This window comes from Algoriphagus boritolerans DSM 17298 = JCM 18970 (genome assembly GCF_900108085.1).
GTDB classification, from domain to species: Bacteria; Bacteroidota; Bacteroidia; order Cytophagales; family Cyclobacteriaceae; genus Algoriphagus; species Algoriphagus boritolerans.
The window spans coordinates 1-23904 of sequence record NZ_FNVR01000012.1 but is presented as its reverse complement, the minus strand read 5'-3'; the positions used below and the strand labels follow the sequence as shown (position 1 = coordinate 23904).

Here is a 23904-nt window from a genome sequence, read left to right as displayed (position 1 = left end):
TCCTTTCTTAGTCGAGAAAACGCGTGATTTCCAAAATCTTGGCATCTAATTTCTGATTTCCTGATATCTTAACCAAGGCTGATATTTGATCCGGTTTCCAACTTTTGGAGCTCAGCTTCCATGCGGTATCAGGGCTCATAGCCACTTTGGCTTTGGGGTTTGAAGGGCTAGTTGGGATCAATTCGCATTTTTCCTCGGTCTTGATTATGCTCCAAGCTCCGTCTATTTCAGCGCTTACTTCCAAGGTGACACCAGTTCCTTCATCTGCCTCCATATTTATGAGAGTGTGAGGAAAATTTTGAAGGATCAGGCTTACCTTGGACTTAAAGCCTTCCCCTCCAATCGAATTCCTTTCCATCCTGACTTCATGAAATTGCGGATATTCTGATGGTCCGAGCCCTCGGGATTACCAAGAACATCGAGCTGATAGTAGTCGCCAAAAAGTGCCAGTATTTGCTTTTCAGTTAAGTTGTTCAGCTTCGCAAAAGCGAATATTTTGCAGCTCCCGTTGTTTTGTCCGGCTTCATTGACGGCATTGCCGTTGGTGAATCGGGTAGGGGTGAAGTCGAAATTGGCATCGACGTGGGAAATGACTTCTGAGAAGGAAATGGATTCAGAGGAATGTTGGATTTTATCCAAAAGGGTCATGTTACTTTAATTTTTGTGCAAGATAGAAACGGTTTCAATTTTCAATTTTCAATTATCAAACTCAATTATCAAACTCAATTATCAATTTTCATGGAAGGAAATCAATGATCAATGGTTAAACTCAATAAATTATTTCAAGAAAGTGGATACTTGTTGCTTTCCATTGAGAATTGCTCATTGAAAATTGATCATTGTCCATTGAAAATTGATCATTGTCAATCCATCATCCCTTTACCGTTCATGATCTTCGAAACACACTTTTCGATTCTACTTAGCCGGGTTGCGGCTTGTTTCGCTCCGGTAAAGTGAATCAGATAACCTCGCTGCCTACCGGGAGTGAGTGCGAAAAATGCTTTTTCCAAACCTTCATGCTCGTTAAATTTCTCAGATAATTCTTCCGGAATTTCCATTCCACCACGAACAGGTACCTCGGGTTTTCTGCCTGATTTTTCGATTTCTATGGCATCTCTAATGTAGTTGGGAAGATGCAATTCCACCTTTTTGAGATCTTCCATTTTTGTAAACCTTAAGATTCGACCTTCTTTGGAATTGGGGCCGGGAAGTTCGAGTAAATTTTCCGGATCTTTCATTAGGCTGCCTTTGAGGAAGCTAATCACACAGGAGTCGTTGAAGACACCCAGAAGAATTACATTTTTTCCTCCCAAAGTATAAACCGGAACGCCCCATTTCCGCTCCTCGATCAGTTCAGTTTCGAGGAGGATCATTCTGAGTTTTTCGAGGATTTCCGTCCAGCGATGAACCTTGCAGGCTGGTGTTGCTCCCTTTTCGCAGCGCATGCAGCCTTCGAGAAGGAATTGATCTACTTGTGGATTGGGCTGGGGCAAGGGCTGATTCATTATTCGATATTCGAAGTTCTTGATTCGAAATTCGATGTTCAATAGTCGAAGTTAAATAAGTTAAGGTTTAATGGTTAACTAGTTAAAGGTTCCGCCTTTCTTTCTTCATCATTCGATATTCGATATTCGAAGTTCGAAATTTAAAAATATCGAACACAGAATGATGAATAATGAACACCGAAGATCAAGATGCTTGATACCAGCTACTTGATACTCTTTCACTCTTCTCTGAATTCTAAAATATCCCCCGGCTGGCATTCCAAAGCTGCACAAATTGACTCCAAGGTGCTGAATCGGATCGCTTTTGCTTTTCCCGTTTTGAGAATGGAAAGGTTTGAAAGCGTAATATCTACTTTTTCGGAAAGCTCGTTGAGGGACATTTTCCGCCTGGCCATCATGACATCAAGGTTTACTATGATTGGCATAGTTAGACGGTAAGATCATTTTCAGATTGCAATTCCAAGCCTTTTTTGAAAATCTGGGCGATTACAAAGACTACTGCAGCCATCATCAAAAAAGCAGAATAGTCGTCCCAAAACTGTCCAACGGAATCCACATCATAGCCACGTTTCACTAAGCTTTGGGCGTATCGATGAGCGAGATAGATTTGAAGAGAACGGGAGGTGGTGGAGCTAATTCCAGCCTATGAATACCTGAGTTTACCTAATCTAAGCTAATTGGTTTGTTTCAAATTGCTTTTTTCATCAACCCCTGAAATTCAATAGATTCAAAAACCTCCCTTTCCAGTGGTCGAGGATGTAAAAAAGCCCCAGATTAAATTGTCAACTCCTTACTTCGTCGGTGTCACGCGAAGCAGCGCATCCGGTGAATTTGTCAATACATACAAAGCCCCGTCAGGTCCGATTTTGACATCCCGCACTCGCCCGATTCCTTTGATAATGACTTCTTGGCTTACAACTTTTTCCCCATCTATCACTAATCTTCGGATTTCCTGATCCTTTAGTGCGGTGATCAACAGGTTATTGGTCCATTTCGGAAACATCTTCCCGTAGATAAATTCAGCCGCACAGATTGCAATGGATGGGTCGTAGTAGGTTAGGGGTTGTTCCATGCCTTCTTTTTCAGTCAAACTCGTGATGGGACTGTCATCGTAATTCACCCCATAGGTGATTATCGGCCAACCGTAATTCCCGCCATTTTTTAGCAGGTTTACTTCATCTCCGCCTTTGGGTCCATGATCAGTAAAGTAGATTTCTCCGGTGATTGGATGTTGGGCAAGACCTTGGACATTTCGGGTGCCCACCGCATAGATTCCCTGAAGCATCCCTTCTTGTCCGTAGTAGGGATTGTCTTTAGGGATGCTTCCATCCGGATAGATTCTGAATATTTTCCCTTCTGCCCGCGATGGCAACTGAGGATTAATCCCTTCCGCTATGCTTTGTTGCATGTCTCCGGTGGTGAAATATAGGTATCCCTCGGTGTCAAATAAAAGGCGGCTTCCCCAACGTGTTCCCCCACTGACCAAGATTGAATCCGGAGCTTCAAAAAGTGTCTCCTGATCTACCCATTGGTAATTCTTTATTTTGCCCCGCACCAACTTGGTCATTGCAGGCGAAGTTTTGTCCGCGGTGTTCTTTGGATTATGGCTGTAGGCGAAATAGATCCAGCCATTTTCCGCGTAGTTTGGATCCAAAGCCAAATCCATCATCCCACCAACCAAGTCTGTTCCATAGATAAAAGGAATTCCTGTCACTCGTTTGGGATCGAGTTTGCCATCGACCACCCAATACAACTCCCCTTTGTTTCCTGTGATTAGGGCCCGTTGAGTGTCTACAAACTCAATTCCCCACGGAAAAACTAACCCTTCAGTGACTATTTTCTCCACCTTGAGCGTATAGTCTTCGGTGCTAAAAGCCAGGTTTTCAGTGGATTTTTCTTGGGTTGTTTGGTTTTTTCTGATGCCTATAATGTATTCGGTAAGTTCCCCGATTTCGTGTGATGGCAAGGTATTACTCCACTTGATCATGGTCGTATTGGGAATCCCATTGCTAATGACTTTGCTGATATCGGCAGGTTCATTCCCATACTTTAAACTTTCTGCCAAAAGTGAGGTGCCTGCCGGTGTTCCTTTGAGGTCAGCACCATGACAGCCCGTGCAGTACATTTTATACACCTTCTCACCACTTTGGGCTGAAGCAGAGAACGCAGCAAGGATTAAACCTGTCAAAAAGGCTATTGAGTGTGAAGCTTTCATGGTGAGGTTTACTTAAGATATTTACTTTATGAAGATAAGGAATTCTTTTCGCGGGCTAAGTGTATTAGATCTCGATTAGCTTAAACATCGGTCATCCGATGCCAGACAGCCAACATTTCTATTTCTGATAAAAGACCGTCAAGCCATCTTTCCCCGCTACCGCGATATCGATTTTTCCATCACCATTTAGGTCTCCCATGGAAAAGTACAGCCCTGTTCCTTTTCCTTCTCCAAATGGTCCATAGCTGATCACATTTTTGACAAAGGTTCTCCCATTCCACTTGAAGTAGTAGAGTCCGATTTCATCATTTCCACCGGGATCTTTACCATTGTGTGCACGATAGCGCTTGCCGGTGATCAGTTCGTTTTGGCCATCTCCGTCTAAGTCTATCCATTCCAACACATGGTATTGCGCATGGTAGGGGTCGATATCATGCTTCATAAAAGTGATTTTTCCTTCCGCATCGCGCTGCTGCTCCATCCAAAAGAGTCCATAGTCATGGCCATTTCCAACAATGAGATCATTCATCCCATCTCCAGTCAGGTCGGTGACGATGATCGGAATACTCACATCTCCTAGTTCAAAAGTTGGGTGAAAGATCCATTCTCCATAGCGTAGATCCGGTGGTGCCTCATACCAGCCAAAAGAACTGATCAAATCTCCCCAGCCGTCTCCGTTGATATCTCCGAAGCCAAGTCCATGGCCTTGCGTTTCGAAGACTTCATACTTTTCAAACTGATTTGGGCCAACCCATTTGAAAAAGGCCAAGGGTTTGCGAGGGGTGTTGGGGACTATTTCGAGGGTACCATCTCCGTCGATATCCCAGGCGCGGATGGTTTCGATATTGCCAGTTTCGGCGATGAGGTGGGAGGTCCACTCTTTGCCATTTCCAGGGTTTTCTTTCCAAGTCAACGTGCCTTCAAACCAACCTCCCGTGATGAAATCTATATTTCCATCTCCATTTACATCCATCGGGATGGTAGCGAAATCCTCATAGTATTCCCCATACCGTTTCACCTGACCGATCAGTTGGCGGTCGAGAAATTTCGGGCCTTTGTACCAATAGCTGCCAGACACCAAATCCGGAATTCCATCTTTGTCCACGTCCATTATCCCGACGGACTCAAAGCTTTCGTATGCGATTAGCTGTTTTTCGAAGTTGATGTTTTTGGATTGAGAAAAAACTGCCGTTGAAATGGCAAATAGGATAATGATTACGAAGGGTTTCATTAATAGCGTTGGATGGAAATTACGAAGTACGATTTACGAAATACGAGGCCAAATTGAACCTCAAGCATGTTTAAGGTGAGTGACGTTTTTTTGATAAATAATCTTTAAACAAATAGCTTACCATCCAAGGCAGGACGCCCAATATCTTCATCGTGACGTTTATTAATCATTGACTAATAATGAATATCGAACGCTGAATGTCAAATAGCCAATTCGAAAACATCGAAAATCTGTCATCCAACACCGGACTTCCAATTATAAATAACTTAATAACATCAATCCGAATTTTGGATGCCAAATATCGAAGATCTCTCAAGCCTGAAATCTTCCAATCTTCCAATCTTCCAATTTTTCAATCTTCCAATCAGATCACTTCTCCATCGGATGCACCTTCAGCAACTCCTCAGGACTCCAGAAGCCGCTTTTATCCTTCACATCTTCCCGCACTTGCCTAACCAGCTCAGGAGAAATAGGGCTCGCCTGGTTTCCAAATGAGTTTCTGACATAAGTCAATACAGCAGCGATTTCCGAATCATTGAGCATTCCCTCATAAGGTGTCATCGGTACCTGCCCGGGATATTCCTTCCCCGCCACCTCGATAGGTCCCATAATTCCTTTGAGCACGATTTTGATCAAACGCTCCGGGCTTCCCGTCACCCAGGGAGTGCCTCGAAGCGGAGGGAATTGGGAAGCAGTCAAGCCGGCACCGTCAGCCTGATGGCAGGTGCTGCAGAAGCCTTCTCGGGCATAGATCTCTTTACCCAGCACAAACAGCTCCCGATCCGATCCCGTGAGTGAGGATTTGATGTCTTCTTCTTTTTTCTCCCGAACAGAAAGTCCGTTCAGATGGGCGACGGCAGTTTCTAGCGTTCCCGGTATCCAAGTTTTGTCCTTGGGTTGCCTTTCAGCTTCTGCCAAAATTGGGATCCCAATAGCTCTCGGTAACCAGGATGCTGCTGCAATCGCCTCCATTCTTACCCGTCCATGCGGGTCTTTGGCAGCTGCCATTAGGAGGTCTGCCTGGTCTTTGACCTGATGCCCGGTGTATCTTACTACCCGGGTAGCTGCTGCTCTTACCCGATGGTCTTTGGATTGAAGCAATTGTTTCAACAGGTCCTGATCTACTTGGTTGATACCCCAGGTGACCCAAAGGCCCTCGAGCAAATGATGCTCGTAATTGGGATCGTTTTTATCCAGAGACTTGACCCAGTCTTGCACCGCTGAAAAGACCTCCGCTTTTTCACGGCCTCTAAGTTCACGACGGGTTCTGTATCGAGTTCTGTACTCAGGAAGTTTCAGGTTTTCCAGTAATTCAGGAATGTTTGCGCCTGCCACTTTTGCCGGAGTAACCAACGGTCGCGATGGATAAGTCACTCTGTAAATTCTGCCATGAACATGGTCTCTCAGCGGATCGCGGGCATTGTGCTGCATGTGTCCGATCAGGATATTGTGCCAATCAACGACGTAAAGTGAACCGTCAGGGGCAATCTCCATATCCACAGGCCGGAAATTTCGATCAGCAGACACGATCAAATCCTGTCTCCATTTGGTGGTAAATCCGACCGTGTCTTCGAAAACCTGATGCTGTTTGGTTCCAAGGAAGCCAATCGTATTGTTGATGATCAAATCGCCCTGAACCTCATCCGGGAAGTGGCGACTGTAAATGAATTCCAGTCCGGAAGTTGGTCTGACCAGGTGTGCCCTTTCAATCAGATTTGGACCTTTGAAGTTGCTGTTTCCATAGCGGGGTAACGTCGAGCCCGGAAGCATCCAGTTGACGTTTGGACCGGAGGTTTCGGCATAGAAATTTTGCCCCCAGGCATCAAAAGCAATTCCCCAAGGATTCGGGATATTTACCTGACTGACCCGCTCCAACTTGTGTCTTTTTGGTTCGAATCGATAAAAACCACCGTTTGAAGCCCGGACTGGGCCATAAGATGTTTCAACATTGGTGTGAAGGAAAACTCCCTCAGCCATATAGATTGCTCCCGATTCGTCTGTGGTGAACGCCGAAATGGCATGGTGGGTGTCATGATCGTCGAATCCGCTGAGAAGTATTTCTTTACGGTCTGCCTTGTCATCGCCGTTTTCATCGATCAGGATGATCAGGTTGTTTCCTTGGGAAACATAGACTCCCTCAGGAGCGATCTCGAAGCCGACTGGTATGTGCAGATTATCTGCAAAAGTGGTCTGTCTGTCTGCCTTACCATCTCCGTCCACATCCTCTAGGATGATGAGTTTGTCGGATGGTCTGGGATCGCCGGGTTTATAGTGCGGATAGCTTGGCATGGTGGCTACCCACAGTCTACCTTTGTTGTCAAACGAAAGTTGGACAGGATTCGCCAAGTCAGGAAATTCTTCTTCTGATGCAAAAAGCTCGATTTTGTAGCCTTCAGGGACTTTCAAAGTGCTTAAAGCATCTTCTCCATACTTGTATTCCAGGCTACCGTTGGCTTGAGGATTGTAATTGGTTTCCACCTCAGGGAGCGGTCTGGTTTTTGCGTCTGCGCCAACTAGATCTTTCACCTTTCCGGAGGCAGCTTCCCAAATGGCGGTATCGCGAATGGCGGTCATCTGACGGATTTTTTCCAGTTCGAACGGATAATTATCCGGACCAAAGGGATCGTATCTCCGGCCAAATACATGAACTCCATTCGGAATTTTGTAGTCATTGGTCCACATCCAGTTTTTCTCCATCACGGCTTGATGAATCAAATCCCGGTTATCTTCCGCTTTTCGGTCTTCTTTTCCAAACAACTTATCGGCAAGAAAAACGGCCAGTTTAGCGTAGCCGGCTTCATTGAGTTGCGAACCATCGATGGTAAGGGGTTCATCCGATTGGGAGTACCACTTTTGACTTTCTGCGAAAGCATCCACAAATACAAGTTCATGCTTTGCGGCCAGTTCTTTGATTGCATCGGTATAAAGCTTTAGATTTTCGTTTTCCTTTTTTCCGTCAGGAACGTCCTTTATCGCTGTGATATCTTCAAAAGCAATGGGAGATACCAAAGCGAGCTGAGGAGCAGTTTTGCCGTTATATTGTTGGGATTTGGAGTGACGAATCCAGGCTTCGAGTTCTGCTTTGAAGTTTTCCAATCCATCCTGACCCTGAAACGATTCATTGAACCCAAAGAACCCAATCACAATATCAGCCTGAAGTCGTGTCAGCCACTGATCAGGTTTCTCCAAAAAGCCCTCGCTTCCTGATTTAGTGGCAAATTCTGTCTGAAAATCGGCAGCACCCGGAAAGGCCCAGGGGTCATTGGTGCCGGATCGGGGACGGAAGCCGGGTGTATCGCCCGGATCGCAGAGGTTTCTTATAAATAAGGTGCTATCAGGATAGCGTAGGTGTAATTCAGTTTCAAAAAGTCCATAATGCATCATCCTGGAACCGAGATTGTTTCCAACAAGCGTGATTCGTGAGTTTTTTCGGATTTCTAGTGTTTTTTCTTTGGTACAGGCTGAAAAAAAGAATAGGCTTAAAACAAAAAGGACTTGGCCAAGGCGCATTTTGGGTGAGTTCATAGGGTTATTTGAAATATGAATTAAGTATAGGGAGAAAGATGGTTAATTACAACTCCTATATATATAAGTGAGTTTAATATAGTTAAAACCAAAGGCACAATTATGGGTATTTAAAAACCTTCTATAAATGATATATTATATCAGTCCTGTAGTATCCTGTTATTTTATTTTTTTACATAGAAGGATAGTGAAAAAACGATAAAATGAAACTTATTTTTTTCTATTACCATCCTGTCCTGTCCTGCTCCAAAACCATGATTTGTAATAAGTTTTGCAGGATTGGGCAGGATAGGGACTGTTATTTATATGGTGTAATTGGGTGGAATTATTTTCAATACAATTAAACCCGTTCCTATGAATAACCACTATCTATCTAAGATGAAAGTCCGGCTAGTCGGATTTTTGTTGCTTATGTTTTGCATAAGCGTAACGAGTTTTGGGCAGACCCAATCTGTCCGGGGTGTAATCACATCCGAAGGAGAACCGGTACCGGGCGCTCTGGTCCTGGTCAAAGGAACCCAGCGTGGTACGGTCACTGACATCGATGGAAATTTTTCCATTGAGGCTGCCGCAGGTGAAACTTTGGTAGTCAGTTTTGTAGGCTATACCACAAAAGAAGTGGCCGTAATAGGAGGACAAACTACCTACAATGTGACACTGGATCTTTCCACCTCGGACCTTTCCGAAGTAGTGGTAGTCGGCTATGGTAGCCAAATAAAAAAGGAAGTGACCGGTTCCATTCAGTCAGTCAACGGAAAAGAATTGGCCGACTTGCCGGTGTCTTCTATAGCGCAAAAACTTCAGGGCAGACTTGCTGGTGTTCAGATAAATCAGACAACCGGTCGTCCGGGTCAGGGGATGAATGTCAGAATCAGAGGCCAACTATCAGTCTCCGGAGGAAGTGCCCCGCTCTATGTGGTGGATGGATTTCCAATTACTGGAGATATTAATTCCATCAACCCGGATGAAATCGAGGACATTTCTGTGCTGAAAGATGCGGCCTCCACCTCACTTTATGGTTCGAGAGCTGCTAATGGTGTAGTTTTAATCACAACCAAAAAGGGAAAAGCTGGCCTAACCAGTGTTAATTTAAATGTTTTCACAGGCTTCCAGCAGGTACCTGAACAAGGGAGGTTGGAAATGATGAATGCAGAGGAATTTGCTCAATTTAAAAAAGAGTACTACGAAGATGCCGGACAGCCTGTTCCTGATGTTTTTCAAAATCCTGCACAATACCGGGGGAAAACCAATGATTGGTACGGTGCCATGCTGGAGACCGCTCCGATCACCAGTTACAACTTAACGGTTACATCAAATAAAGAAAAAGTCAATACAGCGATTATTGCCGGCGTGTTTGATCAAAAGGGAGTGGTAAGAAATACGGATTATGAGCGATTTTCACTACGAATGAATACAGATTATGCAATTTCGGATAAAGTAAATATTGGAGTCAATGTCGCCCCAAACTACGTAAAAGACAATACGCCACGAACTGACGGTTCTAGAGGAACGGGCATTTTGTTTAATGCCTTGCATACTTGGCCGGTCATGCCGATATATGATGAGGAAGGAGAATTGACCTTCTTCAATCGCTTTCCGGCAAATACAGGTAACATTTTTGCGTATCCCAACTGGCTAAGATCTGCTGACGAAATCACCAATGAAACACTGGTAGTCAGTGTGTTAGCAAATACTTACGCGGAGTGGAAACCGATAAAAGGTTTATCAGTAAAATCAACTTTTAATGCTGAAACTCGGAATTCAAGATTTTTCTCTTTCAACCCATCCACAGCTACCTCGGCAATCAACGTTGCGATTCCTACCGTTGCGGTTTCTGTTCGGGATGACATCGAAGATTTTTCCTGGTTGAATGAAAATATCGTGACTTATGATAAGTCTATCGGTGATCATAACTTCCAGGTCTTAGGTGGTTTTTCCAATCAGACATTCAGAAGAGACCGTACCCGAGTTCAGGCAGATACCTATGCGGATGATCGCCTTCCTACCATCCAAGGTGCTTTAAACATCAACAGAGGCGGTACCATCAGTGGTGTGGAAGAATGGTCGCTAACCTCGGTCTTTTCCCGATTGACCTATAATTTCAAAAGCAAATACCTGTTTACTGCTTCAATGAGAGCGGATGGTTCCTCTCGATTCGGTGCAGATAACAGATGGGGAGTATTTCCCTCCACTTCTGTGGGTTGGGTGCTTTCTGACGAAGGGTTCTTAGCGGACAATCCGACTATTTCATTTACTAAGTTAAGAGCCAGTTATGGTGTTACGGGTAATAATAATATCGGTAACTATACTTCTTATGCCTTGGTCAATAATACCATCAACACGGTATTTGGAAATACAATTGTACCCGGTGCAGCCATCACTTCACTTCAAAACAATAACCTGGGATGGGAGACCACCTCACAGTTTGATATCGGATTGGACTTGGGACTTTGGGATGACAGAGTGTCCTTTGTCTATGATTTCTATACTAAAAACACCACCAACTTGCTCTATGCGGTGCAGATTCCTCAGGAGTCCGGCTTTACCAATTTCAATGATAACATCGGAGAAATTAAGTTTTGGGGACATGAATTTGCGATAAACGCAATTCCGGTAAACACATCGAATTTCAGATGGAGTGTGAATGCAAACATCTCCTTCAACAGAAATGAGGTGATTGCTTTGGCAGATGGGATTGACAGAGTTTACGGTCAGTTTCACATTACCCAAGTGGGCAAGCCTTTTGGTCAGTTTTATGGCTTAAATAAATTAGGGAATTATGCAAACGCTGAGGATTTGGCCGATTCTCCAAAGATTCCAGGAAGATCTACTGTCGGTAGCATCAAACTGGAAGATGTGAATGGAGACGGGGTGATCACTTTTGGGGGAGACAATGACGATCGAACAATCATCGGAAATCCATTTCCGGATTTTGTGTATGGAATTGTAAATAATTTCACATTTAAAAACTGGGACGCCAGCATAACAGCCTCAGGATCTGAAGGTAATGAGCTTTACATGAGGCACCTATTCAGTACAGCGAATCTGGATGGGGTGTTTAACATGGTGAGAAGAGCAAGGGATAGATTTAGGTCACCTGAAAACCCCGGTGCGGGAATCTTTGGGACCACGGTAGGTGGAGGTAATGTCACCGGTGTGGAGCGTGATTGGCCAAACAGCAACTTTGTATGGGATGCGTCTTATTTCACTATTCGAAATATCACTTTAGGTTATACCTTCAAAAAACTTCCAAAGTCTGTGAAATCTGCAAGAGTCTATGCCTCTGGACAAAACCTTTGGGTATTTACACCCTACTGGGGAGGCTCCAATCCTGAGGTCAGTATGCAGGATAATGGGCAGGGGGATGGAGGAAACTTAAGCCCTGGTATCGATCTGGCAGGATATCCAGTGCCTCGCACGATTACCTTCGGGGTTAATGTGAACTTTTAATCTCCGGGTATCAGACAGTTTTATTAAACTCCAAAAGACAAAAAAATGAAAAAATATATCATAGGATTACTTTCAGCCAGTTTGTTTCTGACCAGCTGTGAAGACTTTCTGACCGTGGTGCCTGAGACACAGTTGAGCTCGGCCACTTTCTTTAAAAATCAGAATGACTTTGAGCAAGCTGTCAATGCAGCTTATTCCCCATTGCGTACCATTACCAACGATCGTTCTTGGCTTTTGTCGGAAATGCATTCAGACAATACCTACTACGTGCGAAATGTACTTTTCGGAGCTGTAGATAATCAGGAAGATTTGGCGGATTTTTCGGTGCCTGAATCAAATGGGACTACTGCAAATGTACACGTACTCAACCAATGGAGACAGGATTACCTGATTATTGCCAGGACTAATCAAATTTTGGCATTAATTGATGAGGTGAATTTTGATGCTGCGGTCAAGGGTAATTTGAAAGGCCAGGCCCTTTTTCTAAGAGCTTATGCCTACTTTGAATTGGCTCGGTATTTTGGAAGTGTTCCGCTTCATCTTACACCAGTTGCAGTAAGATCAGAGGCGGCTTTGGATTTGTCTCCGGAACCGGCAGTTTATGCTCAGATTGAGACTGACTTGGTGGCCGCTATTCCACTATTGCTTGACAAAGCTGCCCAGCAACCAGGACGGGTAACCTCCGGTGCTGCACGTACGCTATTGGCAAATGTCTACATCAATCAGAAAAAGTGGGCAGAAGCCGAGCAGGTCTTGAGTCCGGTAATATCCAGTGGTCAGTATACCTTGATGGCTTCTTATGACATGGCCTTTTCTGAAAATGCTGCGAATAAAAACAATGCGGAGTCAGTTTTTGAGGTTCAGTTTATTGAAGGAGCGGCAGGATTACAGGGAAATTTCATGTATCAGTTTATGCCCAGGCCTATATCAGCTGCCGAACTTCAGCCGATTATGGGGACTAACAATGCCCAGCCGATCGACGGTGAAGGAAATAATATTCCAACTCCGGATATTATTGCGGCTTATGAAGAGGGAGACCTGAGAAAAGATGCATCTATCGGTTACGTCTTTTTGGCAGGAGCTTTTCAGGATCCAAAAACTTTACCCTACATCAAAAAATTCGAAAGCGCGCATTCCCAGCATAACAATCACGGAATGAACTTTCCGATTTACCGTTACGCGGAGGTTTTACTGTTCATGGCAGAGGCTCTAAATGAGCAGGGTAAAACAGCTCAGGCCATTCCTCTACTCAACCAAGTCAGAAGTAGAGCAGGACTGGCAGCAACCACCGCCTCAGGTCAAGCTGATGTCCGCGAGGCTATTTTCAAGGAAAGAAGAGTTGAATTGGCATTTGAAAACAAGCGCTGGTTTGATATTCAGCGGACAGACCGAATTCAGGAGATTATAGTTCCGTTCGGTCAGCGGGTAGTGGCAAACCCCAGAGCCTATTATTATCCGCCGATTGCCGGAGCTGTACCTCGAAACAATGTGTTTACAAATCTTAATAAGTTTTATGCTTATCCCGCAGCTGAATCTGATTTGAGTCCTTATTTCTAAGTTGGTTTTCTTCAATTCAAATAGCCCGACATCCGGTAAGATTGTTATAATCCGAAAGTTGTTGGGTTATTTTCTTCCTACCCCGAGATAGCAGGACAGTTAAATACTTGACAGAAAGTAAATAGCTTTCGTGAATGGCTTTTCCCCTGAATAAATATTCCTCAACTTGAACTCTATAAAATCAAGCATGTCGTAACCGACACATAGTGGAATGATTATCATTTATTTGAAGATTCCTCTCGATAGCTATCGGGATGGCCATTGAAAATCAAATTTTAAACAGATTAAATTTTATTTACCCGCAATTCAATAATCCCAAAAAAATATGTTTCGCAAAAGCACGCTTAAGAATCTTTTCCTCCTTATTGGAGTACTGGCAATTTCAGTTGCCTGCTCCAAAAAAGAAGAAGAATCTGGCCGGAAGCTTACCGGCAATCCTAAAATAGACAAGCTAAAGCTTCCGGACGGATTTGTAGCCGAGCACCTCTACAGCCCAGGTATGAATGACCAAGGCTCCTGGGTGGCGATGACTTTCGATAACAAAGGAAGAATGATCACTTCTGACCAGTACGGATTTTTATACCGATTGGAACTTCCCCCTGTAGGTTCTGATAGCACGGTGAAGCCTAAAGTCGAAAAACTGATCGTTGGAAATGTAGCCGAACCCCAAGTGGGTATGGGTTATGCCCAAGGCTTGCTTTACGCCTTCAATTCACTGTATGTAATGGTGAATCACAACCCGAATGAAACTTTCAATCAGCCGACTGGACTTTATCGAATCCAGGATTTGGATGGTGATGATCAATTTGAGACAGTCACTCAAATCCGTGAACTGAAAGGCCAACAAGGGGAACATGGGCCTCATAGCATGAAAGTGACTCCTGACGGAAAGGGAATCTATCTGATCGCCGGAAACCACGTGGACGTTCCTGAGATGAATGCTTACCGTCTGCCAAATGTATGGCAGGAAGACAATCTCTTCCCGTTGATCAAAGATCCAAGAGGGCATGCCAACAACAGAATGGCACCGGGTGGATGGATTGCCCGAATCGATCCTGAGGGAAAAGACTGGGAATTGATCGGCGCAGGATTTAGAAATGCTTTTGATTTCGATTACAATGAAGTGGGGGATATCTTCGCTTACGATGCCGATATGGAATGGGATTTTGGTATGCCTTGGTATCGGCCTACACGTATCAACCATGTGACCAGTGGGTCAGAATTTGGTTGGAGAACAGGTAACTCCAAGTGGTCTCCGAATTATCCGGACAATTTACCGGCTGTACTGAATATCGGCCAAGGTTCACCTACCAACGCCATGTTTGGCTTTGGAGCTAATTTTCCAAGCAAATACAAAAAAGCATTGTATGCCTTTGACTGGAGTTTTGGAATTATCTACGCAATCCATCTGACCCCAAACGGTGCTACTTACGATGCTACTGCTGAGGAATTTATTTCAGGTTCCCCGCTTCCATTGACAGATGGAATCATAGGGCCGGATGGGGCATTTTATTTTGCCACGGGAGGAAGAAGGTTGGATTCCGATCTTTATCGGGTGACTTATTCCGGTGAGTTGGATACCTACACTCCCCTCACTGAAGCTGATTTGCCTCAGGAAGCAAAATTGAGAAGAGAATTGGAGCAATACCACAAATCGGGTGCTCCTGCTGAAGGTTTGGAAAAGGCTTGGGCACAACTCGGACATGCTGACCGCTTTGTACAATACGCCGCAAGGATAGTTCTTGAGCATCAGCCCGTAGCTTCTTGGAAAGAAAGGGCTATTGCTGAAACTGATCCGGTCAAAAAGATTCACGCGATTTTGGCTTTAGCACACCATGCCACTGACGCTGATGCAGCCGCCATGCTGACCAGTCTGATGCAGGTGGATTACACAGGATTAAATGCAAAAGACAAGCAGGATCTGCTCCGAACGATAGAGGTGATTCTCTATCGCTATGACAAAGGTGCTGCACCTGTGAAGCCTCAATTAATTGCTTATTTGGATCCAAACTACCCTGCAAATGACAACATGCTTGATCGTTCGCTCAGCATTTTGATGGTACACCTTGATGCGCCATCAGCGGTGGAGAAGACTCTTGCTTTGCTAAAGACTGCCAAAGATGACCCTGATTACCAGAAGACATTTACTGCTTCTTCGGATTTGATTTTCAGAAATCCCCAGTATGGAATGGACATCGCCAATATGCTTGCCAATGTTCCACCTGCACAGGCGACATTTTACGCCACAGTTTTGGGTGGTGCTGACAAAGGTTGGACTACCGCACAGCGGGATGAATATTTCTCCTGGATCAACAATGCCTTAACTGCCTATAAGGGCGGAAGAAGTTATGTCGGCTTTATAGATCGTGCGAGAAAAATGGCACTTGCTAGTGTAGATCAAGCTGATTTTGAGAAATATGATGAAATGTCAGGGGGGAAAATGCTTACAGCGAATGGAAATGACATCATCGAAACAGGTGTTCAGCCGGAAGGTCCAGGCAGAAGATGGACAGTGGAAGAAGCTGAACCTTTGGTGGCAAATTTATATGGCCGAGACCTCGTTAAAGGTAAAGCCATGTATGCTGCGGTACTTTGCCAATCCTGCCATACCATGCAGGGTGAAGGAGGAGCCATTGGGCCTGATCTGACTCAGTTGGGTACCAGATTCTCACCTAAGGATATTTTAGTAGCAACGATCAATCCCAGTGAAACGATCTCTGATCAATATCATGCGACTGTTCTGGAACTCAAGGAGGGCGGATCCATTGTAGGCAAACTGAATGATGAGGATGATGCAAACTATTACCTTTCTCAAAATCCCTTTGCTCCCAATGATATTAAGACAATCCCTAAAAACACCGTGGTCCTCAAGAAAAACGCAGAGGTATCCATCATGATGCCAGGCCTGATCAATAGGTTAAACGAAGAAGAACTCAAGGATTTGATGGCTTACTTAATATCAGGGGGAAATGCAGATCATGCTGTTTACAAGCAACCAACTGCTCAGAAATGAATCACTTAACTTTTAATACAAGGAAATGCCCATGAGAAAAGGTTCTCACACTGGGGAATGTCCCGATACCTATCGGGAATCAAGGGCATTCCATCTGACCAATAAAAATCAAATTATAAACAAATGAAATTAGCTGTAATAGTCACAGTTGCGGTCTTATCCGTCGGCTGTATTTCTTCCAAAGTAGAAAATGCGGACTTCGAATCCATCTTTGATGGTAAAACGCTGAATGGCTGGGAATATGATCCAGTCTATTGGACAGTCAAAGACGGTGCAATGGTGGGGGAAATCACACCTGAGACAATATTGAAAAACAATACTTTCATCATTTGGAAAGGTGGGGAATTGGGAGATTTCGAATTGAAAATGGATTACTGGGTTTCCGAAACCGGTAATTCAGGCGTTCAATATCGAAGTGATCGATTTACCGAAGTGCCATTTGCCCTGAGAGGCTATCAGGCTGATATTGACGGAGGAAACCGCTATACCGGTCAAAACTATGAAGAGCGGAAACGAACCACTTTAGCCTACCGAGGTCAGAAGACTAGAATCACTTCTCAACCGGACAGTATAACTGAAGTTCGCGGCTATGTAGAGCGTAATGCCTGGAAAGGTTTAAACTTGGTTGCTGATCTTGGAGATCGTGATCAACTCGGTGCCTTAATCAAAAAAGGCGATTGGAACAACATCCACTTGGTGATCAAGGGTAACCTGCTACGGCATTATGTTAATGGTACGCTTATGAGTGAAGTTACTGATGACGATACCAAAAACAGGATGATGAAAGGACTAATCGGGATGCAGGTGCACGTCGGCCCTCCGATGAAAGTGATGTTTAAAAACATTGAATTGAAAAGGCTATAAGCTGAATAGCTTTAAAAACACCTAGGCGCGGAGAAATCTGCGCTTTTTTTCTATTCTGTTTTGGCAACTCTTTTCTGGAGTGATTTTTTGACGAGTGGCCTGCTACTTTTTGTCTTTTTGGCTAACTTCCTTTTCTGTCATTTTTGAGCAACCCGCATAGGACAGGATAGTCTCAGAGTGGCTTTTTTATAGGTTACCAAACGTATTGTAATTTCCAAAATGAACCTTAAAGATCCCAGTTCTTGGAAGTATAAACTCTCCAATTCCCATCAAATCGGCGGAATCGAAACATCCATCCTAGACAACGGTCCAGGGAAGGGAGTTAGAATCGCTTGGGTCAATACAGGCACGGGACTCCGATATAAGTTGGTCTTAGATCGGGGAATGGATATTCTGGATGCATTTTTCAATGAAAATAACCTCACATGGATTTCTCATGCAGGGTTGACTGCACCCCAGCCTTTTTCAAATCAGGGAATTGATTGGTTGAGGACTTTTGGTGGAGGCTTGCTGACTACCTGTGGACTTTCCAATGCCGGACCGCCAAATACAGATGAGACTGGCTCTTGTGGTTTGCATGGAAATTATTCCAATCTTCCCGCTGAACTGATTTCTGTCAAGCAGCCTGATATTTTCACAGGTGATTTGAGCTTTGAGATTGTAGCCAAAGTTAGGGAAACCACCACATTTGGGCCAAGTTTGGAGCTGTTGAGACGTATCTCTGGGACACTTGGTTCAGCACAAATACGCATCAAAGATACCGTCACCAATCGGGGAAATTCTCCTGCCCCCCACATGATTTTATATCATATCAATTGCGGTTGGCCACTGATCGATGAAGGCACGCGGATAGTTTGGCAAGGAGAGAAAAAGCCCAAGCCCACAGACGTCAACAACACAGATTTCAACCGGAAGCATGAGTTTACCCGTTGTGCAGCACCGATGGATGAACATGCGGGATTTGGAGAAGATGTGGCTTTTATCGATCCCAAAGCTGATTCCAGTGATCAAGTGACTTGTGGCTACGCAAATGACCAGTTGGAATTGGCATTGAAGATAACCTTTTCCAAAACCCAAATGCCCTGGCTGATCAACTGGCAGCATTGGGGGAAAAACGAGTACGTCACCGCTTTGGAACCGGCAACTCATCCACCCATCGGACAAGCTGCGGCACGGGAAAACGGTACCTTGATTCTATTGGAGCCCGGAGAGCGTAGAACCTATGATCTGGTGATGGAGGTGCTGTCGGGAGAGAAAGCAAAGGGATTTAAGATATAAAAATTACGATGCTTCGACTACGCTCAGCACAGGCTTACAAGACTAATTGTAATATTCAATCTTAACAATTGACAAATTAACGCTTAACAACTATCGAATATCGAATGATGAATTTCGAACATCGAAGAATAGTACAACAATAACCAATAACTAATAACTAATAACCAAATACTGAATATCGAATATTGAATATCGAACATCGAAGAAAGTAACCCAATAACAAATAACCATACCCTCACCATGAGCCTAGCAAAAAAAGCCCTTGAACAGGGCGAAGGAATACTGAGATTAACCCCAACCTGGGTACCACGTTCGTTCTGCGTACCCGGTCGACGAATCAAGTTGCATCCCGATGATTACTATTCCTTTGGAGGAATGCGGGGCGGAATCGATGAACGCTGGTTTTCTTCAACTACACCCGCAGAAAACGGTCCCCTTACCTCCAAAAACGAAGGGTTGAGTCATATCGCCTTTGAAGAGGGTGGCAAGACCCAACTTTTTCTTTTGAAAGATGCCATCGATGAATTGGGTGCTCAGATCGTTGGTTCCAGACTTTGGAATCAATACAAGTCTTGGCCGATGTACTCCAAGTTTTTTGACAACATGGGTCCACTTCCGCATCACATTCACCCCTCGGATGAATTTGGGAAGCTGACCAATCAAAACGGCAAACCGGAAGCGTATTATTTCCCGCCTCAGGTAAATAATCATGGTGGAGATTTTCCTTTTACCTTCCTTGGCATCGCGCCGGGTACGAGTAAAGAGACCATTCTTCAGTGTCTGAAAGATTTCAAAAAAGGAGACAATAAAATCACAAATTACTCCCAGGCTTTCCGTTTGCAACCGGGAACTGGCTGGGATGTTCCTCCAGGAATGCTCCATGCGCCGGGTTCACTTTGTACCTATGAGCCGCAGAAAGCGTCGGACATTTTTGCGATGTATCAATCTCTGGTCAACGAGGCGATTATCCCGGAGGAATTACTCTGGAATGCCACTCCAAAGGACCGATGGGGAGACTATGAATTGCTCGTGGATATGATTGACTGGGACCTCAATGTGAATCCTAACCTGATGGACAATCACTACATGGAGCCAAAGCCTGTTCATTCAGTGAGCGAAATGCATGCAGCTGGCTATCATGAAAACTGGATTTGCTATCGATCCCATGACTACAGTGCTAAAGAATTGACAGTCTTACCGGGACATTCGGTAGTGGTCAAGGATGCTGCGGCTTATGGTATGATCATGATGCAGGGCTATGGCAAAATGGGAGCTTGGGATATTGAGACTCCAGCCTTGATTCGCTTTGGTCAATTGACTCATGATGAGTATTTTGTCTCCGAAGATGCAGCCAAAGCTGGGGTGAAGATCACTAATTTGTCTAAAACAGACCCGATTGTGATGCTGAAACACTTCGGGCCTAGAAACCCGGATTTAGCAATTTCTTAGTCAACGGTCCACGGTCGACAGTCCACAGATGCCCTTGAGAAACTTCTATCTTGGTCTTGAGGTAAGAAATTTCAAGCTGTGGGCGGTGGTCTGACTACAGTTGACAAAAAAGTTTACTGTCCGATAACATTTATTTTGTCGAACGTTAATTTTCAAATTTTACAATCTTTCAATTTTCAAATCCCAAAATAACCATGAACAACTTCCCAAAAATCCACAACGCAACCTGGCCGGGATTGGTGGGCAAAGGCCCCGATTCCGAACCGGTCATTCCTTTTGATAGGCTCCTATCCATGACCGCTGCAGCGGAAGTAAACGGAGTGAAATTTGACGGAATTGATGTGGGCTTGCTCGAACCGCATTTTGACTTGAATAATCCTGACGAGGCTAAAAAACTTGCTGATAAAGTTTCCAAATACAATCTTAACGTAGGTTCCCTTGTCGCACCAATTTGGGCAGGGTCTGCCATGGGCACAACTGATCAGCGAAAGACTTTTGTTGATATGGTTCGCAAATCCTGTGAATTTGGCCAAAAGCTGAAATCACTGGGGGTGAGACATTATGGTGTTGTACGGATCGACTCTGCTGCCGGAGTTTCCGATTGGGCAAAAGATCCGGTTGCAAATACGAAGCAAATTGCTGAGACATTCCGTGAGGCTTGCGATGTAGCAGCGGGATTTGGTGAGAAATTGGCCGCAGAAGGTGAAATCTGCTGGGGCGCGATGCATAGCTGGAAGCACATGGTAGAATTACTGGAAATGGTAGATCGGCCAAACATCGGTTTTCAGGCAGACATGTCGCATACCTTCCTTTACACGATGGGTTACAATGCACCCGAGCATCGCATATTGGCTACGGATGCAGATCTGAAGGATCGGGAAGCCATCAAAGCGGCATTAAAAACGGTGACGAATGCGCTACGTCCTTGGACGATTGACTTCCATGTCGCCCAGAACGATGGTTCTGTTTTCGGTTCAGGCTCCCATGACAAAACTGGTCGACACTGCCAGGCCACTGATCCAAATGGTGTCTTGGACATTGCCCATGATGCCGGTTATTGGCTTCGAGACGAAAAAGGTCAGTTAACCAAAGCTTTCCAGCACATCTGCTGGGATGGCTGTATGTTCCCAAATGCCGTGATGGAAAATCAGCAGACCTGGAATGATATCCTGGCGGCGATGGTGAAGGTGCGGGAAGCACATGGATGGCGTGGCTGAGGTAAGAAGTAAGTCGTAAATAGTAAAAAAGTACGATTTACGAAGTGCGAATTACGAGGGTCAGGAATTTGGTAGCCTTATTTTAAGAATTTGAGCTTTTGAAATGGGAAACCTTACAACCTTTCAACCTTACCAATTTCCAACCCAATTTTCCAATCTTTCAATTTTCAAATCTTTCAATTATGTCAAAAAAACAAATCAGAATCGGACTGATCGGCACAGGGCTGATGGGCCGAATACATACCAATGGCTATAAGCGTTTGTCGGACTTTTTCCCGGAATACGAATACGTACCCGTGCTTCAGGCTTGCTGCTCCCGAAAAGCTGAGCGAGCGCAAGCATTTGCCGATCAATGGGGTTACAAGTCCATTGAGACGGACTGGCGAAAAGTAATTGAACGTGACGATATCGATGCTGTGGATATCTGTACGCCAAACGATTCCCACGCTGAAATCGCCATCGCTGCCGCCAAAGCGGGCAAGATGATTCTCTGCGAAAAGCCTTTGGCTCGAACTGTGGACGAAGCAGAAGAAATGTTAAAAGCTGTGGAAGCAGCCGGTGTGAAAAACACCGTTTGGTACAACTACCGAAGAGTTCCCGCGGTGACTTTAGCAAAAAACATTGTCGCTTCCGGGAAGCTTGGGAAGATTTTTCATTACCGGGCCAACTTCCTGCAGGATTGGACGATCAATCCTGATCTTCCGCAAGGAGGCGACGGAACTTGGAGGCTGGATGTCGATGCTGCGGGTTCGGGTGTGACGGGAGACCTTTTGGCACACTGCATCGATACTGCGATGTGGCTCAATGGAGGAATCAAAGACGTATCAGCAATGACAGAAACGTTTGTTAAAGAACGGGTTCATGTGGGTTCCGGGGAAAAGCAAAAAGTCGGAATCGACGATGCCTGTATTTTTCATTGCCATTTTGATAACGGTTCCTTGGGGCTATTCGAGGCGACTCGCTATGCCCGTGGCCATAAGGCACTTTATACGTTTGAGATCAATGGGGAGCATGCTTCGATCCGATGGGATCTACATGATTTGACCCGATTGGAATATTTTGATCATGGTGATGAAAGTCAAGTAAGGGGATGGCGATCCATTCATGTGACGGATGGGGATCATCCATATATGAAGCGCTGGTGGATTCCGGGAACTTCCATCGGCTATGAGCATTCCTTCATCCATCAGGTTTCTGATTTCTTCCTGAGCTTGCAGACCGGTGAACCTTGTCATCCTACTTTCAGAGATGCATTTGAAACCCAGAAAGTATGTGAAGCAGTCATCGAATCAGCCAACTCCAGATCATGGAAAGATACCGGAGTGGAGTGGGTGGAGAAGGTTTGAAGGCTTAAGTATGAAATCTGAAAAAATCCAAGTCGAAAGGCTTGGATTTTGCTTTATTTATAAGTCATAAGCTGAAGTGCTCTTGTTTTTTTGGGAAAATTGAACAAGAATTTTAGTAGCTTCCTTAAATGTAAAAAAAGAACCATCGGCTGAATCTATTCAGAATTTAAACCGTTTAGCAATTAAATCGTGACTTTAAAATATGAAGCAATTATTTGAAATAGAGACTGATAAGCCTGAAATATTGGATGAGTTCAGGGAACTTGCGCGTAAGTATAAGCTGAGCTTCCGAGAATGGAAATTGACCAAAAGTGAAAATCCATCTCCGAGCGGTGATCTATTTTTTGACAATCCTGAAAATGTCAAGGAAATTCTTCGAAGAAAAAAAGAAATGGAAACTGGAGATATTGAGTCAGTAACGCTATCTGAAGAAGCATTTAAGAAGCTTATGGAAGGAATATGAAATTTAAAATTGTTTTTCTTCCAGATGCGATAAAGGATATTGAGAAAATCATTAAATCTGGAAATAAACCGTTAATTAAAAAGTTAAAAAAACTTTTAGAAGAACTTGAAGAACATCCAGAAACGGGAACAGGCAAGCCAGAGCGTTTGAAAAATAACCTTTCAGGATTCTGGTCAAGAAGGATAAACCAAGAACACCGCCTCGTTTATTCCATTGATGGGGATAAAGTAATAGTTACAGTGGTTTCAGCTTTTAGCCATTATTAAGTTGTTTGAAATGATAGGGGCATTTTAAACTTCCATACCCTCAAAACTCCGAGTCGAACCGCTTGGAGTTTTTTTATACCTGATTATTTCATGCTTGAATAATAAAATAAGCAGTTAGTTTTTTTGTCTAAAAATTTCTTCAAATTCTTTTTGGAAAATTAAAACGAAAATAATTTCTTAGGAGCAATAAACTATTAATTCTATGTTATACAAACCAAACCAAACCAAACCAAACCAAACCAAACCAAACCAAACTAAACCTTTATTTAGTTTATTTGGTATTCTGATCGCAGTCTTGATGGGATGGCTGGCTACTTCCTGTATAGAGGAAGAAATTGAGCAAGTTTCTGAGCTTAAAAATTCAGAGATTGAAGCGGCTAAATCCTGGTATGACGCCTTTGAGATGCAAAATCAAGGGGATGAAAATGCCAGAAAGGTCAAAAATGGCAAAGGAAAACCAGACTGGTCCAAATCCAAGGTGTACCATCAATCTGATGGAAAGAAGGTGATTGAAGTACAGTTTGA

At 44.2% G+C, this 23904-nt stretch carries 19 protein-coding genes; 11 read left to right on the top strand and 8 right to left on the bottom strand.

The features are described from left to right. Positions 1 to 7: 7 nt before the first annotated feature. The 8 genes from C4S61_RS11765 to C4S61_RS11730 form a co-directional block, all read right to left on the bottom strand. Positions 8 to 274 (bottom strand): hypothetical protein, encoded by a 267-nt coding sequence (locus tag C4S61_RS11765; RefSeq protein WP_103925003.1) that lies wholly within the window; start codon positions 272 to 274, stop codon positions 8 to 10. A 38-nt stretch (positions 275 to 312) separates the two neighbouring features. After that, complete coding sequence (locus C4S61_RS11760; protein WP_103925002.1) at positions 313 to 648, bottom strand: HopJ type III effector protein; 336 nt, start codon at positions 646 to 648, stop codon at positions 313 to 315. Between the two features lie 215 nt (positions 649 to 863). Next, on the bottom strand, positions 864 to 1505 hold the full coding sequence (locus tag C4S61_RS11755; RefSeq protein ID WP_103925001.1) for a YdeI/OmpD-associated family protein: 642 nt from the start codon (positions 1503 to 1505) through the stop codon (positions 864 to 866). A gap of 218 nt (positions 1506 to 1723) precedes the next feature. Continuing rightward, positions 1724 to 1930, bottom strand: a complete 207-nt coding sequence (locus tag C4S61_RS11750) for a helix-turn-helix domain-containing protein (protein WP_103925000.1) — start codon at positions 1928 to 1930, stop codon at positions 1724 to 1726. Between the two features lie 2 nt (positions 1931 to 1932). Next, positions 1933 to 2079, bottom strand: coding sequence for a DUF2975 domain-containing protein (locus tag C4S61_RS11745; RefSeq protein ID WP_103924999.1), 147 nt, complete (start codon positions 2077 to 2079; stop codon positions 1933 to 1935). 216 nt (positions 2080 to 2295) lie between these two features. Then, on the bottom strand, positions 2296 to 3720 hold the full coding sequence (locus tag C4S61_RS11740) for a PQQ-dependent sugar dehydrogenase (protein WP_103924998.1): 1425 nt from the start codon (positions 3718 to 3720) through the stop codon (positions 2296 to 2298). Positions 3721 to 3838: 118 nt separating this feature from the next. Continuing rightward, entirely contained in the window at positions 3839 to 4951 is a 1113-nt protein-coding gene (locus C4S61_RS11735; protein WP_103924997.1) for an FG-GAP repeat domain-containing protein, read from the bottom strand. Between the two features lie 369 nt (positions 4952 to 5320). Further along, positions 5321 to 8476, bottom strand: coding sequence for a PVC-type heme-binding CxxCH protein (locus C4S61_RS11730; protein WP_103924996.1), 3156 nt, complete (start codon positions 8474 to 8476; stop codon positions 5321 to 5323). Between the two features lie 411 nt (positions 8477 to 8887). On the opposite strand from C4S61_RS11730, the gene C4S61_RS11725 reads away from it, so the two are divergent. From C4S61_RS11725 to C4S61_RS11675, 11 genes are all read left to right on the top strand, one after another. Continuing rightward, on the top strand, positions 8888 to 11926 hold the full coding sequence (locus tag C4S61_RS11725; protein ID WP_235009959.1) for a SusC/RagA family TonB-linked outer membrane protein: 3039 nt from the start codon (positions 8888 to 8890) through the stop codon (positions 11924 to 11926). 45 nt (positions 11927 to 11971) lie between these two features. Continuing rightward, the gene (locus tag C4S61_RS11720; protein WP_103924994.1) at positions 11972 to 13483 is read left to right on the top strand and encodes a RagB/SusD family nutrient uptake outer membrane protein; all 1512 of its coding nucleotides are present in this window, start codon (positions 11972 to 11974) and stop codon (positions 13481 to 13483) included. 325 nt (positions 13484 to 13808) lie between these two features. Then, positions 13809 to 16496, top strand: coding sequence for a c-type cytochrome (locus C4S61_RS11715; RefSeq protein ID WP_103924993.1), 2688 nt, complete (start codon positions 13809 to 13811; stop codon positions 16494 to 16496). A gap of 123 nt (positions 16497 to 16619) precedes the next feature. Beyond that, positions 16620 to 17360 (top strand): 3-keto-disaccharide hydrolase, encoded by a 741-nt coding sequence (locus C4S61_RS11710; protein WP_103924992.1) that lies wholly within the window; start codon positions 16620 to 16622, stop codon positions 17358 to 17360. Between the two features lie 219 nt (positions 17361 to 17579). Continuing rightward, a complete protein-coding gene (locus tag C4S61_RS11705) occupies positions 17580 to 18638 on the top strand; it encodes an aldose 1-epimerase family protein (RefSeq protein WP_103924991.1) in 1059 nt (352 codons plus the stop codon). A 240-nt stretch (positions 18639 to 18878) separates the two neighbouring features. After that, positions 18879 to 20087, top strand: coding sequence for a cupin domain-containing protein (locus tag C4S61_RS11700; RefSeq protein WP_103924990.1), 1209 nt, complete (start codon positions 18879 to 18881; stop codon positions 20085 to 20087). Positions 20088 to 20281: 194 nt separating this feature from the next. Further along, a complete protein-coding gene (locus tag C4S61_RS11695) occupies positions 20282 to 21304 on the top strand; it encodes a sugar phosphate isomerase/epimerase family protein (RefSeq protein WP_200820575.1) in 1023 nt (340 codons plus the stop codon). 182 nt (positions 21305 to 21486) lie between these two features. Beyond that, on the top strand, positions 21487 to 22650 hold the full coding sequence (locus C4S61_RS11690; protein WP_407640577.1) for a Gfo/Idh/MocA family protein: 1164 nt from the start codon (positions 21487 to 21489) through the stop codon (positions 22648 to 22650). A 202-nt stretch (positions 22651 to 22852) separates the two neighbouring features. Beyond that, complete coding sequence (locus C4S61_RS11685) at positions 22853 to 23113, top strand: hypothetical protein (protein WP_103924988.1); 261 nt, start codon at positions 22853 to 22855, stop codon at positions 23111 to 23113. Beyond that, the gene (locus C4S61_RS11680) at positions 23110 to 23379 is read left to right on the top strand and encodes a Txe/YoeB family addiction module toxin (protein ID WP_103924987.1); all 270 of its coding nucleotides are present in this window, start codon (positions 23110 to 23112) and stop codon (positions 23377 to 23379) included. The genes C4S61_RS11685 and C4S61_RS11680 overlap by 4 nt, the downstream gene beginning before the upstream one ends. Before the next feature lie 202 nt (positions 23380 to 23581). After that, positions 23582 to 23904: hypothetical protein (locus C4S61_RS11675; RefSeq protein WP_200820574.1), on the top strand; the 323-nt coding region annotated here is incomplete at its 3' end.

Coding starts and splice junctions, on each gene's coding strand:
- C4S61_RS11765 (WP_103925003.1), bottom strand. CDS start 274: ATGGAGGCAGATGAAGGAACTGGTGTCACCTTGGAAGTAAGCGCTGAA.
- C4S61_RS11760 (WP_103925002.1), bottom strand. CDS start 648: ATGACCCTTTTGGATAAAATCCAACATTCCTCTGAATCCATTTCCTTC.
- C4S61_RS11755 (WP_103925001.1), bottom strand. CDS start 1,505: ATGAATCAGCCCTTGCCCCAGCCCAATCCACAAGTAGATCAATTCCTT.
- C4S61_RS11750 (WP_103925000.1), bottom strand. CDS start 1,930: ATGCCAATCATAGTAAACCTTGATGTCATGATGGCCAGGCGGAAAATG.
- C4S61_RS11740 (WP_103924998.1), bottom strand. CDS start 3,720: ATGAAAGCTTCACACTCAATAGCCTTTTTGACAGGTTTAATCCTTGCT.
- C4S61_RS11735 (WP_103924997.1), bottom strand. CDS start 4,951: ATGAAACCCTTCGTAATCATTATCCTATTTGCCATTTCAACGGCAGTT.
- C4S61_RS11730 (WP_103924996.1), bottom strand. CDS start 8,476: ATGAACTCACCCAAAATGCGCCTTGGCCAAGTCCTTTTTGTTTTAAGC.
- C4S61_RS11725 (WP_235009959.1), top strand. CDS start 8,888: ATGTTTTGCATAAGCGTAACGAGTTTTGGGCAGACCCAATCTGTCCGG.
- C4S61_RS11720 (WP_103924994.1), top strand. CDS start 11,972: ATGAAAAAATATATCATAGGATTACTTTCAGCCAGTTTGTTTCTGACC.
- C4S61_RS11715 (WP_103924993.1), top strand. CDS start 13,809: ATGTTTCGCAAAAGCACGCTTAAGAATCTTTTCCTCCTTATTGGAGTA.
- C4S61_RS11710 (WP_103924992.1), top strand. CDS start 16,620: ATGAAATTAGCTGTAATAGTCACAGTTGCGGTCTTATCCGTCGGCTGT.
- C4S61_RS11705 (WP_103924991.1), top strand. CDS start 17,580: ATGAACCTTAAAGATCCCAGTTCTTGGAAGTATAAACTCTCCAATTCC.
- C4S61_RS11700 (WP_103924990.1), top strand. CDS start 18,879: ATGAGCCTAGCAAAAAAAGCCCTTGAACAGGGCGAAGGAATACTGAGA.
- C4S61_RS11695 (WP_200820575.1), top strand. CDS start 20,282: ATGAACAACTTCCCAAAAATCCACAACGCAACCTGGCCGGGATTGGTG.
- C4S61_RS11690 (WP_407640577.1), top strand. CDS start 21,487: ATGTCAAAAAAACAAATCAGAATCGGACTGATCGGCACAGGGCTGATG.
- C4S61_RS11685 (WP_103924988.1), top strand. CDS start 22,853: ATGAAGCAATTATTTGAAATAGAGACTGATAAGCCTGAAATATTGGAT.
- C4S61_RS11680 (WP_103924987.1), top strand. CDS start 23,110: ATGAAATTTAAAATTGTTTTTCTTCCAGATGCGATAAAGGATATTGAG.